Raw genomic sequence first — 13,600 nt, forward strand, 5'->3', positions numbered from 1 at the left:
CGTGGCCGCCAGCGGATTCGCCAGTCTGCCCAAACCCCCGTACTACGCGGTGATCTTCTCATCGCTGCGCAACGGCCAGGACGATGCCGGCTACGGCGCCATGGCCGACCGCATGGTCGAACTGGCCCAGCAGCAGCCCGGCTTCCTCGGCGTGGAGTCGACCCGCGGCGCCGACGGCTTCGGCATCACCGTGGCCTACTGGGAGAGCGAGGCGGCCATCCTCGCCTGGCGCCAGCATGCCGAACACACGGCGGCGCGCGAGCAGGGCCGACGGGACTGGTACGACCACTTCGAACTGCGGGTCGCCAAGGTCGAGCGAGCCTATGGCTGGGATCGCGAGGCCGCCGGACGGCGCGGATAGTGCGAAAATACGGGTCCCGCACAGGCGGGTACCCGCCTGAGGACTGCATGAGCGACATCCTGACCACCATCCTCGCCCGCAAGGCGGACGAGATCGCCGAGCGCAGCGCCCGCGTGCCGCTGGCCGACCTGCGCGCACGCGCTGACGATGCGCCGCCGACGCGCGGCTTCGCCGACGCGCTTAACGCAATGATCGCGCAGGGCGAACCGGCGGTGATCGCCGAAGTGAAGAAGGCCAGCCCGTCCAAGGGCGTGATCCGCCCGGACTTCCGGCCTGCCGACATCGCGGTCAGTTACGAGTTCGGCGGCGCGGCTTGCCTGTCGGTGCTGACGGATGTCGATTTCTTCCAGGGCGCCGACGACTACCTGCGCCAGGCGCGCGATGCCTGCACGTTGCCGGTGCTGCGCAAGGACTTCACCGTCGATCCGTACCAGGTGTACGAGGCGCGCGTGCTGGGTGCCGACTGCATCCTGCTGATCGTGGCGGCGCTGGATGACGGCCAGCTGGTCGACCTGTCCGGCCTGGCGATGCAGCTGGGCATGGACGTGCTGGTGGAAGTGCACGATATCGACGAGCTTGAGCGTGCGCTGCCGGTGCCGGTGCCGCTGGTCGGCATCAACAACCGTAACCTGCGCACGTTCGACGTCACCCTGGAGACGACGCTGGCGATGAAGGATGCGGTACCTAAGGACCGCCTGCTGGTGACCGAAAGCGGCATCCTGGTGCCGGATGACGTGGCGAAGATGCGCGATGCCGGCGTGAACGCCTTCCTGGTCGGCGAGACCTTCATGCGCGCGGAAGAACCCGGCGAGGCGCTGCGTCAGCTATTCTTCGCAGCATGACGGACGCGCCTTATCCCGTGCCGCGCGCGGATGCCCCGGTCGTGGTCTTCGATTTCGACCACACGCTGTACGACGGCGACTCCGGTGGGCACCTGGTCAGCTGGTTGATCAAGCGCAACCCGCTGAGGGCCGCGGTGGCGATCGCCGCGTCGGTCGTCCTCGGCCCCATGGTGGCGTTCCTGCCCACGCGTCGGCGCGGGATTTCCGGGTACATCTGGATCGGCACGTTCGGCCTGCATGGGCGCCGGAGCTTCGACGCCCTGATCGACCAGTACGTGGACTCGCATCGCGATGAGGTGCAGCAGCGTCTGCTGCCGCAGGCGCTGGAGGTCTTCCGCGAACATCGTGCGACCGGCGACCGTGTCGTCGTCGCCACGGGCGCGCCGCCCGAGCTGGCGCGCGCCATCCTCAGTTTCGTCGCCCACGAGGACGTGCCGGTGATCGGTACCGCGGTGGGGCCGCGGCTGGGCGCAGTGGTGGCCACGCGCCATTGTCACAACGAAGAAAAGATGCGGATGCTGCGCGAGCGCGGCTACGGCGAGATCGCCGTGGCTTACTCGGACAGCAGCGCGGATCTGCCGTTGCTGAAGGCCGCGCGGGCGCCGGTGGTGGTCAATCCGAAGCCCAGCCGCGTGGACATGTTCAAACGCGTGCTGCCGCCCGGTACGCCCATCCTCAACTGGGGCTGCAGGGAACGGGGCGGGACGGCGATCTCCTAGCCGCGCGTCGTATCAGAGGCGCTCGGGCGCGTTCCAGTCCTTGATCAGGTCGGCGAATCCGATCTCCGCGAAGTCCTGGTATTCGCCCGCATCGTAGAAGCGCCCGTAGCAGTTCTTGCAGCTTTCGAACCAGATATGGGGTTGCTGCGGATCGACCATGCGGACCAGATCCCGGTTGCCGATACATACCGGGCACTTGATGCGGTCCACCTTGTTGCATTCCTCGCCCTGGGCGGGGTCGCCGGTATCGATCTCTTCGGCGCGATGCTTGAGGGTCTCGTGCGCCATCATCTCGAACCACAGTCCCTTGCAGCGCGTGCAGCGATGCGCGCTAGCTTCCGGTTCGACGATCAGCTCCATCGCGCTATGACATTTCGGGCACTGCATGGTAGGACTCCCGCCCCCGGCAGAGGCTGTTCCGGCGGATTCTAACCCGGATGCCGCGATTGGCCGAGGCGCGGCGTGCTATACCCTCAGCGGCTCGACGGGCGCCTTGGGCAGCAGCCGTTTGGTGAAGTATCCGTCCTCGAAGTAGCGGATCTTGCGGCATAGGATCGGGTGCGCGAGGCCCTCGTAGAGGATGATTTCCTTCTTGGGCCCCATTGCCTTCAGCTCCTGGGGCAGCATCAGCGCCCGCTTCTCCAGCACCTCGTTGTCGGAGACATTCCGCCCCTGCCCATGCGACCGCGTGCGGGCCCGCCGCCGGATCGTCGTGTAGCCCAGCATCTCGGAGTAGTCGTTGGCGTCCTGCTGCTCACGCGGTGCATAGATGATCTGCAAGGCATGGTTGGTGATGATGGTGCGCGAGAGCTCCTTGCCATAGACCGCATCCAGCTGTGCCATCGACTGGATGATGGGCAGCAGCCGCAGGTTGTAACCGGCCATGTAGGCGACGGCCTTGGAAATGATGTCCACGCGACCGATCGAGGTGAACTCGTCCATCAGCAGCAGGCACTGGTGCTTGAGCGACGCATCATTCTGCGGCAGCGTCTTGGTGTTGACGTTGATCAGCTGGCTGAAGAACAGGTTCACGATCAGTCGGCTCTCCGCCAGCTTGTTGGGCTGGATGCCGACATAGATCGTCATGCGCCGGCGCCGCACATCGTCGAGCCGGAAGTCGTCGCCGCTGGTGGCGGCATCGAGCACCGGGTTGAGCCAGGGATTCAGTGGCTCGCGGAACGAGCCGATGATCGATGCGAAGGTTACATCGGCCTGGGACAGCAGACCGGAGAATGCCGTGCGTGTCTGTGCACCAGGAAAGGGCGCCTCCAGAAGCTTCTGCAGGTAGGGCTTCAGCTCGCCGCCATCTCCCGATGCCAGACGCAGGATGGCGCCAAGCGTAGGCTTCTCGGTCGCGCGATCGTGCTCGTGCCGCTCGAAGACGTAGAGCGAGAACGCCAGGAACGCATTGCGGGCCTGGCTGACCCAGAACTTGTCCTTGTCGTCGCCATCGGGATAAAGCATCGCGGCGATGCTCTGCAGGTCCGACACCCGGAACGCGGGATCATTCGAAACATAGGTCATCGGGTTCCAGCGGTGGGTCCGGCGATCTTCCGCGAAAGGATTGAACAGATAGACCTCGTGGCCGATCGATTGCCGCCAGCCGGACGTCAGGTCGAAGTTTTCCTGCTTGATATCGAGCACCACCGCGGATTCGCGATAGTCGAGAAGGTTGGGAATCACGATGCCGACGCCCTTGCCGGAGCGAGTACTGGAATACCAAGTACGCCGCCATCAGCATTCCGGACCGCGGCATCCAGGCGAGCCAGCCGGATGCGGCAGCCCGCGGGCGCACGTCGCCGCTGGCGGATGGTGTGCTGCAGCGTGGCGAACGCGGCGAGGAGGTGCGCGCACTGCAAACCTCATTGAACCAGCTGGGCTTCCGCGACGGCCAGGGTGCGGAACTGGAGACGCGTTCGGGCATCTACGGAGGCAGGACGCAGGAAGCCGTGCGTGCGTTCCAGGCGGCGAACCAGCTTGAAGCCACCGGCAACGCTGACGCGCGTACGCGCGAGGCGATCGCGCAGCAGCTTGCGCTGCCAGAGCAGGATCGCAATCGTGCCCCCGCCGCTGAAGTACGGCAACGCGAGGGCGGATTGGCTTGGCCGACCCCGGGCAACCATGACATCAACCAGGCCGACAAGCCGCGCGAGGGCCGGGGTGAGTTCGGTACGCCACGCAGCGGTGGGCGGCGCCATGGCGGCATCGACATCGAGGGCAGCGTCGGCGATCCGGTCGTGGCCGTTGCGGGAGGTACCGTGGTGGTACGTCCGAACAACGAGGCAGCCGGCAATACCGTGCACGTGCGGCATGACGACGGCACGCTGACCAAGTGCTTCCATCTCGACGCCTTCAGCGTGCGCAATGGGCAGCGCGTCGAAGCCGGCCAGCAGATCGGCACCATGGGCAGGACCGGCAATACGCCGGCGCAGGGCGACACACACCTGCATTTCGAGATGTGGCGCGATGGTCGGCAAGTCGATCCGCTGCCGTATTTGCGCGGCACCCACCGGGACGCGGCGGCGCCCGCGCGATCCGCATCGCCGGAGGTGCTGCGCGATGGGGCTTCGGGCGCGGCGGTGCGTGAGCTCCAGCAGCAGCTGAACCAGTTGGGCTACCGCGGTGCCGACGGCCGGCCTCTGGAGACATCGAGCGGCAAGTTCGGCCCACAGACCGAACATGCATTGCGCGCGTTCCAGGCGGATCGCGGGTTGAAAGTCGATGGTGAGTACGGCCACCGGTCGCGTGAGGCGATGGCGAGCTCCGTGCGCGATGCCATGCCTGCGGAGGCCGCATCGCAGCGCGCGTTTGTGGATCGCATGTTCGCTGCGTCGCATGGCGGCGACGATCGCGCCCTGTGTCAGGCAATGGACGACTATCTGAAGACCCCCTCGGGCCAGAACTGGCAGAAGGAACAGGGCGTGGCGGACCTGCAGATTACGCAGCAACGGGATCAGACGGGTCCTTCCCGCTAAGCGACGGCCGGGGGCGCGGGCCGGCCCGACTGGCCCGCGAGCCGGTGCGTGGCGCCGGACATCAAAGCTCAAAGCGCCATGCGCGGCCGATCTGGCACGGCTGATCGTCCGCGTGAGGACGCCCGCCGCCGTCGACATGACGCGCTCGATAGGTGCCGTACGGCTGAGGAGAAATCAGAGAACTGGCTGCCAAACGCTATCCGCGGGCTCCCGTTGGCGGGGGATCCGGTATCGTTTTTCCAAGGATCCCTTGCGGCCGATCAGGCTCCGCCGAGCGCGCGGGAGAAGCGCAGCGAGCTCTCGGTGAATCCGCACGCACGATAGAACGCATGGGCCTCCGTGCGATGGAGGGCGGTGGTCAGTTCAAGGCGAACGCAGTCCGCACGGCGCGCTCGGCGGTGGGCTTCCTCGATCAGTTGGCGTCCGGCACCGCAGCCGCGTGCTTCGGTTGCGACCACTAACGCGGTGATGCGGCAGATCAGGGCGCCCAGCGGCACGTAGTAGAGAAAGTGCAGGCCGAGGAGGCCGCAGGTAACGCCGTCGCGACGGGCGAGCAGCAGCACCTGCTGGCGATCGAGGTCGACGGCATGGATGCGCTCGGCCGCCTCGCGCGTGGAGCAGGGGTAGCCCAACTCCGCCAAGAGACGCGCGACATCATCCGCGTCCCCCGGCATGACGGGACGGATGTCGAGGGATGGGTGGGTATCGGGCGTTGCGGCCGGTCGCAAAGGTGGACCGGCACGACCCAAGGGTGCCTCAGCGGGTGCCGTACAGGACGACGGTCTTGCCGCGTGCGTGCAGGGCACCATCGGCCTGCAGCTTCTTCAGCACGCGACCGGCCATCTCGCGCGAGCAACCGACCAGACGGGCGAGCTCCTGACGGGAAACGCGCAGTTGGGTGCCTTGCGGATGGCTCATGGCCTCCGGTTCGCGGGCGAGGTCGTGCAGGGTGCGGACGATGCGGTCGGTTACGTCCAGGAACGCCAGGCGGCTGGCCTTGCGGCTGGTGTCCAGCAGGCGCCGGGACAGCTGGGCACCGATGGCGTAGAGCAATTTGGGGGCGTCCGCGGAGAGCGTGCCCAGGAACAACTGGTGCAGGCGCTCGTAGCTGATCTCGGCCAGTTCGCACTGGGTCCTGGTCCGCAGGATCACTTCCCGGCGGTCGGACTCGATGAACAAGCCCATCTCGCCGACGAATTCGCCGCTGCCGAAGTAGCCGAGGACCAGTTCGCGGTCGTCGTCTTCCTCGGTGATGATGCTGACCGAGCCGCTGACCACGTAATACAAGGTGCCGGCCGGGTCGCCCGGGCGGAAGACGTCGGCGCGGGCCGGATAGCGTCGCCGGTGGCTGTGCGCCAGGAAACGCTCAAGCGTGGCGTTGTCCGGCGTCAGGGGGCTGGCGGCGGGGCGAGCGGGGGCTGAAAGGGGGATGCCTGGGCTCATGGTGGTCGCGGCTTGTAATTCCGGAAGCTTAGTCCGAATACGTAGCCGACGGCAAACGCAGGCCATGCAAGGGCTGGGCCAGTCCGGCGGCGGCTGGCCGACGGGCGGCCGCGGACATTTCGCTGTCACCCCTTATGGCGCATAATTCGCCCCCCATCCGATACCCCCTACGAGGGACCACCGCCGTGGTAAAACCCCTGCCTCGCCTGCGGCTGCAAGGCTTCAACAACCTCACCAAGGCGCTGAGCTTCAACATCTACGACGTGTGCTATGCCTCGTCCGAAGACGAGCGCCGCCGGTACATCGAGTACATCGATGAGGAATACAACGCCGACCGCCTGACCCAGATCCTGACGGATGTGGCGGAGATCATCGGTGCCAACATCCTGAACGTGGCCCGCCAGGACTACGACCCGCAGGGCGCGTCGGTGACCATCCTCATTTCCGAAGAGCCGGTGATCGACAAGAAGGATGCGGGCAAGGAGATCATCTCCGACGCGGTGGTGGCCCACATGGACAAGTCGCACATCACGGTGCACACGTACCCGGAAACCCATCCGGACAACGGCATCGCGACGTTCCGCGCGGACATCGACGTGGCGACCTGCGGCGTGATCTCGCCGCTGAAGGCGCTGAACTACCTGATCGAGAGCCTGGAATCCGACATCGTCATCATGGATTACCGGGTGCGCGGCTTCACCCGTGACGTGAAGGGCAAGAAGCACTACATCGACCACAAGATCAATTCGATCCAGGACTTCCTGGCCAAGAACATCAAGTCGCGTTACGAGATGCTCGACGTGAACGTCTACCAGGAAAACATCTTCCACACGAAGATGCACCTGAAGGAGTTCGACCTCGACAACTACCTGTTCGAGGAGAAGGCCAAAAACCTCTCGTTCAAGGAGCGCATGAAGATCGAGGCGCGCCTGAAGCGGGAGATCGAAGAGCTGTACCACGGGCGCAACCTGTCAGAATGATGGGTGGTCGGCGGGCGCGGGTTACATCCGGTTCGGGTGGCCCGCGCTAGTCTGCCCCTACAACAGGCGGGACGACCCGCCCGCGGCGCGAGCCGCGCACCAGGACCGACGGCGGTCCGGAACGTGAGTTCCGGGCCGATTCGCTTTATGGCCCGGGCATAAAACCCTGAGGAGAAGGCGTATGGCGTGGGTCTATCTGGTGATGGCGGGCGTGCTGGAGGTGGTGTGGGCGGTGGGTCTGAAGTATTCCGAAGGCTTCACGCGTCTTGTGCCCAGCGTCGTCACGGCGGTGGCTGCGGCCGCCAGCTTTTGGCTGCTGGCGGCCGCACTGAAGCACATCCCATTGGGAACGGGTTACGCGATCTGGGTAGGTATCGGTGCCGTCGGCACGGCCTGCGTCGGCATGTGGCTGTTCGAAGAGCCGGCGACGGCCGCGCGGCTGGTCTGCATTGGGCTGATCGTGGCCGGCATCATCGGGCTGAAGCTGGCCTCGTAGCGTGCGCTCTGCGCACGACCGCATGACCGCATGAGTCCATCACCGCCCCTGGTTTCCAGGGCATCCCGCAGGTCGAGCCGAGCTTGCTCAGCTCCGCACGGTGCGGTGAGCCAGACCCCGCGCAAAGCGGCGGAGCAAGCTCCGCTCTACGGATCACAGCCGGTAGGCGACCGTCTTCATCAGCTTCGAAGCTCCGGCCATCAGGGTCGGGATTGGTGGGGGTAGAACTTTGGCTCCGGCGTGCTCGGCGTGCTCGGCATGGCGCGCCTCGTCGGACTTCATCACCCTCAGGATCTCGCGGCTGCGCAGGTCGGCGGGCGGCAGGGATTCCAGATGTTCGTCCAGATGCGCCTCGACCTGGTGCTCGGTTTCCACCACGAATCCCAGGCTCCAGCGATCGCCCCGCAGGCCGGCAAGCGCGCCCAGCGTATAGCTGCCGGCATACCAGAGAGGATTGAAGAAGCTGGGTCGGCTGTCGAGTTCACGCAGGCGATCGGCGCACCAGGCCAGGTGGTCGGTCTCTTCCTGGGCCGCGTCCAGTAGGTGCGCTCGCGTCTCCGGGTCGCGGGCGACGGCGGCCTGGCCGAAGTACAGGCCCTGGGCGCAGACCTCGCCCACGTGATTGATCCGCATGAGGCCGGCGGCATGGCGCTGCTCGGCGTCGTCCAGGGCCACGTCCGGGGTATCGCCCGCGGGATTCGGCCGCTGGGCGGGCGGACTGCCGAAGACGGTATCCAGGCCGCGCTGGGCTTCCACCAGCCAGCGGTCTAGGGGGGAAAGGTTCCGCGTGCTCATGCGCCCATTGTGCCGGCTGGCCGGCCCGCCGTCTCGGCCCCGGCCGCCGGGTTGCGCGAACCCGCCCAGCCCCTTACAATCCCGCCTCTTCCGTTTCACCCTTCACAACGCGTGGCAAAGTTCCGCCCGGGAAACCGCGGAATCCGCCCGACCAGACACACGAGAGTTACATGAGCACCTTTACCGCCAAGTCCGAGACCGTCCAGCGTGACTGGTACGTCGTCGACGCAGCAGGCAAGACCCTGGGTCGCCTGTCCACCGAGCTGGCCCGTCGCCTCCGCGGAAAGCACAAGCCCGTCTATACCCCTCACGTTGATACCGGCGACTACCTCGTCGTGATCAATGCCGAGAAGATCCACGTCACCGGCAACAAGCTGGCCGACAAGAAGTACCACCGCTTCACCGGCTACATCGGCAACCTGAAGACCGAGACGCTGGCGCAGGCGCTGGAGCGCCATCCGGAGCGCGTCATCGAGACCGCCGTGAAGGGCATGCTGCCGAAGGGTCCGCTGGGCCGCGACATGTATCGCAAGCTCAAGGTCTACGCCGGCCCGAATCATCCGCACGCCGCTCAGCAGCCGCAGGTCCTGGACATCTAATCATGGCTATCACTCAGAACTACGGCACCGGCCGTCGCAAGTCCTCCACCGCCCGCGTGTTCCTGCGCAAGGGTTCCGGCAACATCACGGTCAATGGTCGTCCGCTGGACGAGTTCTTCGGTCGCGAGACCGGCCGCATGATCGTGCGCCAGCCGCTGGAGCTGACCAAGAACACCGAAAACTTCGACATCACCGTGACCACCACCGGTGGCGGCATCACCGGCCAAGCCGGCGCCATCCGCCTGGGCATCGCCCGCGCGCTGGTGGAGTACGATGAAACCCTGAAGTCGGAACTGCGCAAGGCAGGCTTCATGACCCGCGACGCCCGCGAAGTCGAGCGTAAGAAGGTCGGTCTGCACAAGGCGCGTCGCGCCACCCAGTTCTCCAAGCGCTAACAGACGCGCTACACTACGCGTCACTGGTTACACAGCCCCGTCGCCAAGCGGTAAGGCACCTGACTCTGACTCAGGCATTCGGTGGTTCGAATCCATCCGGGGCTGCCAACTTGAGGTCCACTGGACATCCGCAAAAGCCCGCCCCTGGCGGGTTTTTGCGTTGAGGGCTCATGCCGATGGTCGCGATGTTCCAACCGCCGTTCTGTCCCGCCGACGAGGCCGTGCGCCGCATGCAGGAACGCGGTTACGCCGTGCTCGAACCCAGGGCCATGGCCGACGCGGTCGGTGTGGACCTGGAGGCGCTCGATGCACTGTCGCCCAGCTGGGAGCGGTTGGAAGTGGACGGTTACCTCAAGGATGGCGGACGCTACCGGCGGCGTCGGCACTCCTGTTTCGTCGTCGGCCCCGAACGCGTGCAGCCGGTGCCTCACCGGGCGCATTGGCAGTCGTTGGACTACAACGCCCTGCACGGCGGCATGCAGCGCTGGTTCGAGCCGATCGAGCCGCACGTGGCCGACGCTCCTGCGTGGCGACAGCTCCTGAAAGGACTGGGGCGATGGTGTTCGACACTGAAGGGCGAGCGTCCCTGGTATGTCGAAGCGCACCAGTTCCGCATCGACACCACCGACGGCATCGGTCGGCCTACGCCCGAGGGCGCGCATCGTGATGGCGTGGACTTCGTTGCGGTGCTGTTGCTGGGCCGTCAGGGCATCAAGGGAGGCGAGACCCGGGTGTTCGCCGCCGCCGGACCGGATGGCCAACGGTTCACGCTGGAGGCACCCTGGTCGCTGCTGTTCCTGGACGACGAGCGGGTCATCCACGAATCCACCCCGATCCAGCCGCTGGACGGGCAGGGCCATCGCGATACGCTGGTACTCACCTTCCGCAAGGACGGTTTCCAGGGCGACCCGGTGACGGGCTGACGAGCGCACGCATTTCGTTACAATTGAAACCATGGCGCGTGGGCGCCGGCATCTGGAGTTCCGATGAAGCTGGGTTCCCTGAAGGAAGGCGGTCGTGACGGCACCCTGATCGTCGTGTCGCGTGATTTGGCTCGCGGCGTGCGCGCCACCGACATTGCGCCGACGCTGCAGCGCGCGCTCGAGGATTGGAGCAACACCGCACCCCGTCTCAACGCCTTGTACGAGGCTCTGAACGCCGGCAGCGCCGAGGGCGTTTTCGATATCGATCTGCAGGCGCTCGCCGCGCCGCTGCCGCGCGCCTACGAGTTCGTCGACGGCAGCGCCTACCTGCCGCACGTGGAGCGCGTGCGCCGCGCGCGCAATGCCGAAGTGCCGACCAGCTTCTACACCGATCCGCTGATGTACCAGGCGACCAGTGCCGGCTTCCTGGGGCCGCGCGATCCGGTCAAGGTGGTCAGCGAGGACTATGGCATCGATCTGGAAGCGGAGCTCGTCGTGATCACCGACGACGTGCCGATGGCCGTGACGCCGGCGCAGGCCGCTGGCCACATCCAGCTGATCGGTCTGGTCAACGACGTTTCGCTGCGCAACCTGATCCCGGGCGAACTGGCGAAGGGATTCGGCTTCCTGCAGTCCAAGCCGCGCTCGGCGCTGTCGCCGGTGTTCGTGACCCCGGACGAGCTGGACGCCGCGTGGGAGGGCAACAAGGTGCACCTGCCGTTGGTGACCCACATCAACGGTGCCTGGTTCGGCGCGCCCGAGGCCGGCGTCGACATGCAATTCGATTTCGCGCAGCTGGTCGCCCATGCGGCCAAGACGCGCCCGCTGTCGGCCGGCACCATCGTCGGCTCGGGCACCATCGCTAACGAAGACACGTCCAAGGGCGCCTCGTGCTTCGCCGAAAAGCGCACGGTTGAGACGCTGCGCGACGGCAAGCCCAGTACGCCGTTCATGAGCTTCGGCGACGTGGTCCACATCGAAATGAAGGACCGTGACGGCCGTTCCATTTTTGGTGCGATCGAACAACGGATCGAAGCCCAGCCCTTGCCTTGAGCACGCGCCCGGCCCAGTGTGGCTGTTCAAGGGAGCAGGGTGGATACGGACGTGGATTCCGGGGACATGAAGGCGCAAACCGCGGGGAGCGGCTTGCATGGCTGAGCAACTGAAGCTGTATTCCTACTGGCGCTCCAGCGCCGCCTATCGCGTGCGTATCGGCCTGAACCTGAAGGGCCTGACATACGAGACCGTACCCGTGCACCTGGTTCGCGACGGCGGCCAGCAGCACGCCCCCGAATACATCGCCAAGAATCCCCAGCAGCTCGTACCGACGCTGCAGCATGGGGTCCGGGTGATCCGCCAATCATTGGCCATCCTCGAATACCTCGATGAGGCGTGGCCCTCACCGCGCCTGTTGCCGATGACGGCGCGCGACCGCGCCCGCGTGCGGGCGCTGGCGCAGGTGGTGGCGTGCGACATCCATCCACTGAACAACCTGCGCGTGCTCCAGTATTTCGAGCATACGTGGAATGTGCCCCAGGCCGAGCGCGACGACTGGATCAAGCACTGGATCGTGGAAGGCTTCACCGCGATGGAATCGCTGCTCGCCGAAGACGCGGCCACCGGCCCTTACTGCCACGGACAGACGCCGGGCCTCGCCGACTGCTGCCTGGTGCCGCAGGTCTTCAACGCACGGCGCTTCGGCGTGGACCTTGCCGCCTTCCCGACGATCCTGCGCATCGAGGAGGCGTGCCTGGCCTTGCCCGCCTTCGACCGCGCACGTCCCGAGAACCAGCCCGACGCCAACGCCTGAAACGAGAAGGGCAGCGTCCGCTGCCCTTGCCGTGCATATCGCGATGTACTGCCGGGCTCAGCCGAAGCCGTGGGTGATGCGCGGCGAACTGCTGCCGCTGTCGTAGTCGGCGTAGGGGTCGTGCTCACCCTTGCTGCCTTCGGACAAGCGGAATTTCAACGCCAAGCCATCGCGCGAATCAGCCGCACGCAGCGCCTCTTCCTGTTCGATCTGGCCTTCCTTCACCATGCGGAACAGGCACTGGTCGAAGGTCTCCATGCCTTCCTCCAGCGACTCCTCCATGGCGGCCTTGATTTCATGCACCTGCCCGCGGCGCAGCAGGTCGCGGATCATCGGCGTATTGATCAGTACCTCGGCGGCAGGCAGGCGGCGGCCGTCGATGCCCTTCACCAGGCGTTGCGAGACCACCGCGCGCAGGTTCAGCGCCAAGTTCATCAGCACGTTCTTGTGCGCGCTTTCAGGGAAGAAGTTGAGGATGCGCTCGATGGTCTGGTCGGCGTTGTTCGAGTGCAGGGTGGCCAGGCAGAGGTGGCCGGTTTCGGCGAAGGCGATGGCCGCCTCCATCGTGGTGGCGTCCAGGATTTCGCCGATCAGGATGACGTCCGGCGCCTCACGCATCGCGTTCTTCAGCGCATTGTGGAAGGCGTGCGTATCGAGGCCGACTTCGCGCTGGTTGACGATGGACTGCTTGTGCCGGTGCAGGTACTCGATCGGATCCTCGATGGTGAGGATGTGGCCGGTACTGGTCGTGTTGCGGTAGTCGATCATCGAGGCCAGCGAGGTCGACTTGCCCGAGCCGGTGGATCCGACGATCAGCACCAGGCCGCGCGGCGTCATGATGATGTCCTTCAGCACCGGCGGGAGATTGAGTTCCTCGATGCTGGGGATCACGCTGCGGATGGCGCGGATGACCATGCCCACCTCGCCGCGTTGCTTGAACACGTTGACGCGGAAGCGCCCGGCGTCCTGCAAGGCGATCGCCATGTTCAGCTCAAGCTCGCGCTCGAACACGGGCACCTGACCCTCGTCCATCAGGGAGTACGCGATCTTCTTGACCATGCCGGGCGGCAGGCCGGTGTTGCCCAAGGGGTACAGCTTGCCCTCGATCTTGATGTAGACCGGCGCCCCGGTCGTTAGGAACATGTCCGAGGCGTTCTTCTCGGTCATCAGCTTCAGGAAATAGCCGATGTCCATGTGCAAAGCTCCCCACGATGCGCGGCACCACGTTGCAACGGCGCCGAAGGCTACAGACAATGGCCGCG

The 13,600-nt window shown here is 65.9% G+C and carries 16 protein-coding genes, 1 tRNA gene and 1 pseudogene; 12 read left to right on the forward strand and 6 right to left on the reverse strand.

The genetic code is table 11. The annotated features are described in order from the left end of the window. Position 1: 1 nt before the first annotated feature. Genes AC23D6_RS03350 through AC23D6_RS03360 form a run of 3 tightly spaced genes read left to right on the forward strand, consistent with a single transcriptional unit; the run spans position 2 to position 1,922 of the window. A complete protein-coding gene (locus tag AC23D6_RS03350; RefSeq protein ID WP_487751421.1) occupies positions 2 to 361 on the forward strand; it encodes an antibiotic biosynthesis monooxygenase family protein in 360 nt (119 codons plus the stop codon). A 47-nt stretch (positions 362 to 408) separates the two neighbouring features. Beyond that, positions 409 to 1,203 carry an indole-3-glycerol phosphate synthase TrpC gene (gene trpC, locus AC23D6_RS03355; protein WP_487751422.1) on the forward strand — a complete coding sequence of 265 codons (795 nt, stop codon included), beginning with the start codon at positions 409 to 411 and terminating at the stop codon, positions 1,201 to 1,203. Continuing rightward, positions 1,200 to 1,922, forward strand: a complete 723-nt coding sequence (locus AC23D6_RS03360) for an HAD-IB family phosphatase (RefSeq protein WP_487751423.1) — start codon at positions 1,200 to 1,202, stop codon at positions 1,920 to 1,922. The genes trpC and AC23D6_RS03360 overlap by 4 nt, the downstream gene beginning before the upstream one ends. 12 nt (positions 1,923 to 1,934) lie before the next feature. Here AC23D6_RS03360 and AC23D6_RS03365 read toward each other — a convergent pair whose 3' ends face one another. Both AC23D6_RS03365 and AC23D6_RS03370 read right to left on the reverse strand, forming a co-directional pair. Further along, entirely contained in the window at positions 1,935 to 2,309 is a 375-nt protein-coding gene (locus tag AC23D6_RS03365) for a zf-TFIIB domain-containing protein (protein ID WP_487751424.1), read from the reverse strand. A 78-nt stretch (positions 2,310 to 2,387) separates the two neighbouring features. Continuing rightward, positions 2,388 to 3,632, reverse strand: a pseudogene (locus tag AC23D6_RS03370) (type IV secretory system conjugative DNA transfer family protein); the annotation flags it as partial. Between the two features lie 134 nt (positions 3,633 to 3,766). Between AC23D6_RS03370 and AC23D6_RS03375 the strand changes: the two are divergent. After that, the gene (locus AC23D6_RS03375; RefSeq protein WP_487751425.1) at positions 3,767 to 4,897 is read left to right on the forward strand and encodes a peptidoglycan-binding protein; all 1,131 of its coding nucleotides are present in this window, start codon (positions 3,767 to 3,769) and stop codon (positions 4,895 to 4,897) included. A 260-nt stretch (positions 4,898 to 5,157) separates the two neighbouring features. Here AC23D6_RS03375 and AC23D6_RS03380 read toward each other — a convergent pair whose 3' ends face one another. Together AC23D6_RS03380 and crp are read right to left on the reverse strand one after the other, a co-directional pair. Next, positions 5,158 to 5,571, reverse strand: coding sequence for a GNAT family N-acetyltransferase (locus tag AC23D6_RS03380; protein WP_487751426.1), 414 nt, complete (start codon positions 5,569 to 5,571; stop codon positions 5,158 to 5,160). 82 nt (positions 5,572 to 5,653) lie between these two features. Further along, positions 5,654 to 6,340, reverse strand: coding sequence for a cAMP-activated global transcriptional regulator CRP (crp, locus tag AC23D6_RS03385; protein ID WP_487751427.1), 687 nt, complete (start codon positions 6,338 to 6,340; stop codon positions 5,654 to 5,656). Between the two features lie 185 nt (positions 6,341 to 6,525). On the opposite strand from crp, the gene speD reads away from it, so the two are divergent. Together speD and sugE are read left to right on the forward strand one after the other, a co-directional pair. Then, entirely contained in the window at positions 6,526 to 7,320 is a 795-nt protein-coding gene (speD, locus tag AC23D6_RS03390; protein WP_056879496.1) for an adenosylmethionine decarboxylase, read from the forward strand. A 181-nt stretch (positions 7,321 to 7,501) separates the two neighbouring features. Then, positions 7,502 to 7,816, forward strand: a complete 315-nt coding sequence (sugE, locus tag AC23D6_RS03395; protein WP_487751428.1) for a quaternary ammonium compound efflux SMR transporter SugE — start codon at positions 7,502 to 7,504, stop codon at positions 7,814 to 7,816. 153 nt (positions 7,817 to 7,969) lie between these two features. Here sugE and coq7 read toward each other — a convergent pair whose 3' ends face one another. Continuing rightward, positions 7,970 to 8,611, reverse strand: a complete 642-nt coding sequence (gene coq7 / locus AC23D6_RS03400; protein WP_487751429.1) for a 2-polyprenyl-3-methyl-6-methoxy-1,4-benzoquinone monooxygenase — start codon at positions 8,609 to 8,611, stop codon at positions 7,970 to 7,972. 170 nt (positions 8,612 to 8,781) lie between these two features. On the opposite strand from coq7, the gene rplM reads away from it, so the two are divergent. From rplM to maiA, 6 genes are all read left to right on the forward strand, one after another. Further along, positions 8,782 to 9,210, forward strand: coding sequence for a 50S ribosomal protein L13 (gene rplM / locus AC23D6_RS03405; protein WP_055936916.1), 429 nt, complete (start codon positions 8,782 to 8,784; stop codon positions 9,208 to 9,210). Between the two features lie 2 nt (positions 9,211 to 9,212). Further along, positions 9,213 to 9,605: a 30S ribosomal protein S9 gene (gene rpsI, locus AC23D6_RS03410; RefSeq protein WP_192311116.1), complete on the forward strand. Its 393-nt coding sequence runs from the start codon at positions 9,213 to 9,215 to the stop codon at positions 9,603 to 9,605. 33 nt (positions 9,606 to 9,638) lie between these two features. Continuing rightward, a tRNA-Gln gene (locus AC23D6_RS03415) sits at positions 9,639 to 9,713 on the forward strand. A gap of 62 nt (positions 9,714 to 9,775) precedes the next feature. Next, the gene (locus AC23D6_RS03420; protein WP_487751430.1) at positions 9,776 to 10,528 is read left to right on the forward strand and encodes a 2OG-Fe dioxygenase family protein; all 753 of its coding nucleotides are present in this window, start codon (positions 9,776 to 9,778) and stop codon (positions 10,526 to 10,528) included. A 63-nt stretch (positions 10,529 to 10,591) separates the two neighbouring features. Further along, a complete protein-coding gene (locus tag AC23D6_RS03425) occupies positions 10,592 to 11,581 on the forward strand; it encodes a fumarylacetoacetate hydrolase family protein (protein ID WP_487751431.1) in 990 nt (329 codons plus the stop codon). A gap of 97 nt (positions 11,582 to 11,678) precedes the next feature. Then, entirely contained in the window at positions 11,679 to 12,338 is a 660-nt protein-coding gene (gene maiA, locus AC23D6_RS03430) for a maleylacetoacetate isomerase (RefSeq protein WP_487751432.1), read from the forward strand. A 57-nt stretch (positions 12,339 to 12,395) separates the two neighbouring features. On the opposite strand, the gene AC23D6_RS03435 is transcribed toward maiA, so the two are convergent. After that, positions 12,396 to 13,532 (reverse strand): PilT/PilU family type 4a pilus ATPase, encoded by a 1,137-nt coding sequence (locus AC23D6_RS03435; RefSeq protein ID WP_487751433.1) that lies wholly within the window; start codon positions 13,530 to 13,532, stop codon positions 12,396 to 12,398. Between the last annotated feature and the right edge of the window lie 68 nt (positions 13,533 to 13,600).

The sequence above is a fragment of the Pseudoxanthomonas sp. G3 genome (assembly GCF_057654715.1).

Bases quoted from the DNA above. Each gene is read 5' to 3' on its own strand.
- AC23D6_RS03380 (WP_487751426.1), bottom strand. From the start codon at position 5,571: ATGCCGGGGGACGCGGATGATGTCGCGCGTCTCTTGGCGGAGTTGGGC.
- AC23D6_RS03425 (WP_487751431.1), top strand. From the start codon at position 10,592: ATGAAGCTGGGTTCCCTGAAGGAAGGCGGTCGTGACGGCACCCTGATC.
- AC23D6_RS03435 (WP_487751433.1), bottom strand. From the start codon at position 13,532: ATGGACATCGGCTATTTCCTGAAGCTGATGACCGAGAAGAACGCCTCG.
- rplM (WP_055936916.1), top strand. From the start codon at position 8,782: ATGAGCACCTTTACCGCCAAGTCCGAGACCGTCCAGCGTGACTGGTAC.
- trpC (WP_487751422.1), top strand. From the start codon at position 409: ATGAGCGACATCCTGACCACCATCCTCGCCCGCAAGGCGGACGAGATC.
- rpsI (WP_192311116.1), top strand. From the start codon at position 9,213: ATGGCTATCACTCAGAACTACGGCACCGGCCGTCGCAAGTCCTCCACC.
- coq7 (WP_487751429.1), bottom strand. From the start codon at position 8,611: ATGAGCACGCGGAACCTTTCCCCCCTAGACCGCTGGCTGGTGGAAGCC.
- sugE (WP_487751428.1), top strand. From the start codon at position 7,502: ATGGCGTGGGTCTATCTGGTGATGGCGGGCGTGCTGGAGGTGGTGTGG.
- AC23D6_RS03365 (WP_487751424.1), bottom strand. From the start codon at position 2,309: ATGCAGTGCCCGAAATGTCATAGCGCGATGGAGCTGATCGTCGAACCG.
- crp (WP_487751427.1), bottom strand. From the start codon at position 6,340: ATGAGCCCAGGCATCCCCCTTTCAGCCCCCGCTCGCCCCGCCGCCAGC.
- AC23D6_RS03420 (WP_487751430.1), top strand. From the start codon at position 9,776: ATGCCGATGGTCGCGATGTTCCAACCGCCGTTCTGTCCCGCCGACGAG.
- maiA (WP_487751432.1), top strand. From the start codon at position 11,679: ATGGCTGAGCAACTGAAGCTGTATTCCTACTGGCGCTCCAGCGCCGCC.
- AC23D6_RS03360 (WP_487751423.1), top strand. From the start codon at position 1,200: ATGACGGACGCGCCTTATCCCGTGCCGCGCGCGGATGCCCCGGTCGTG.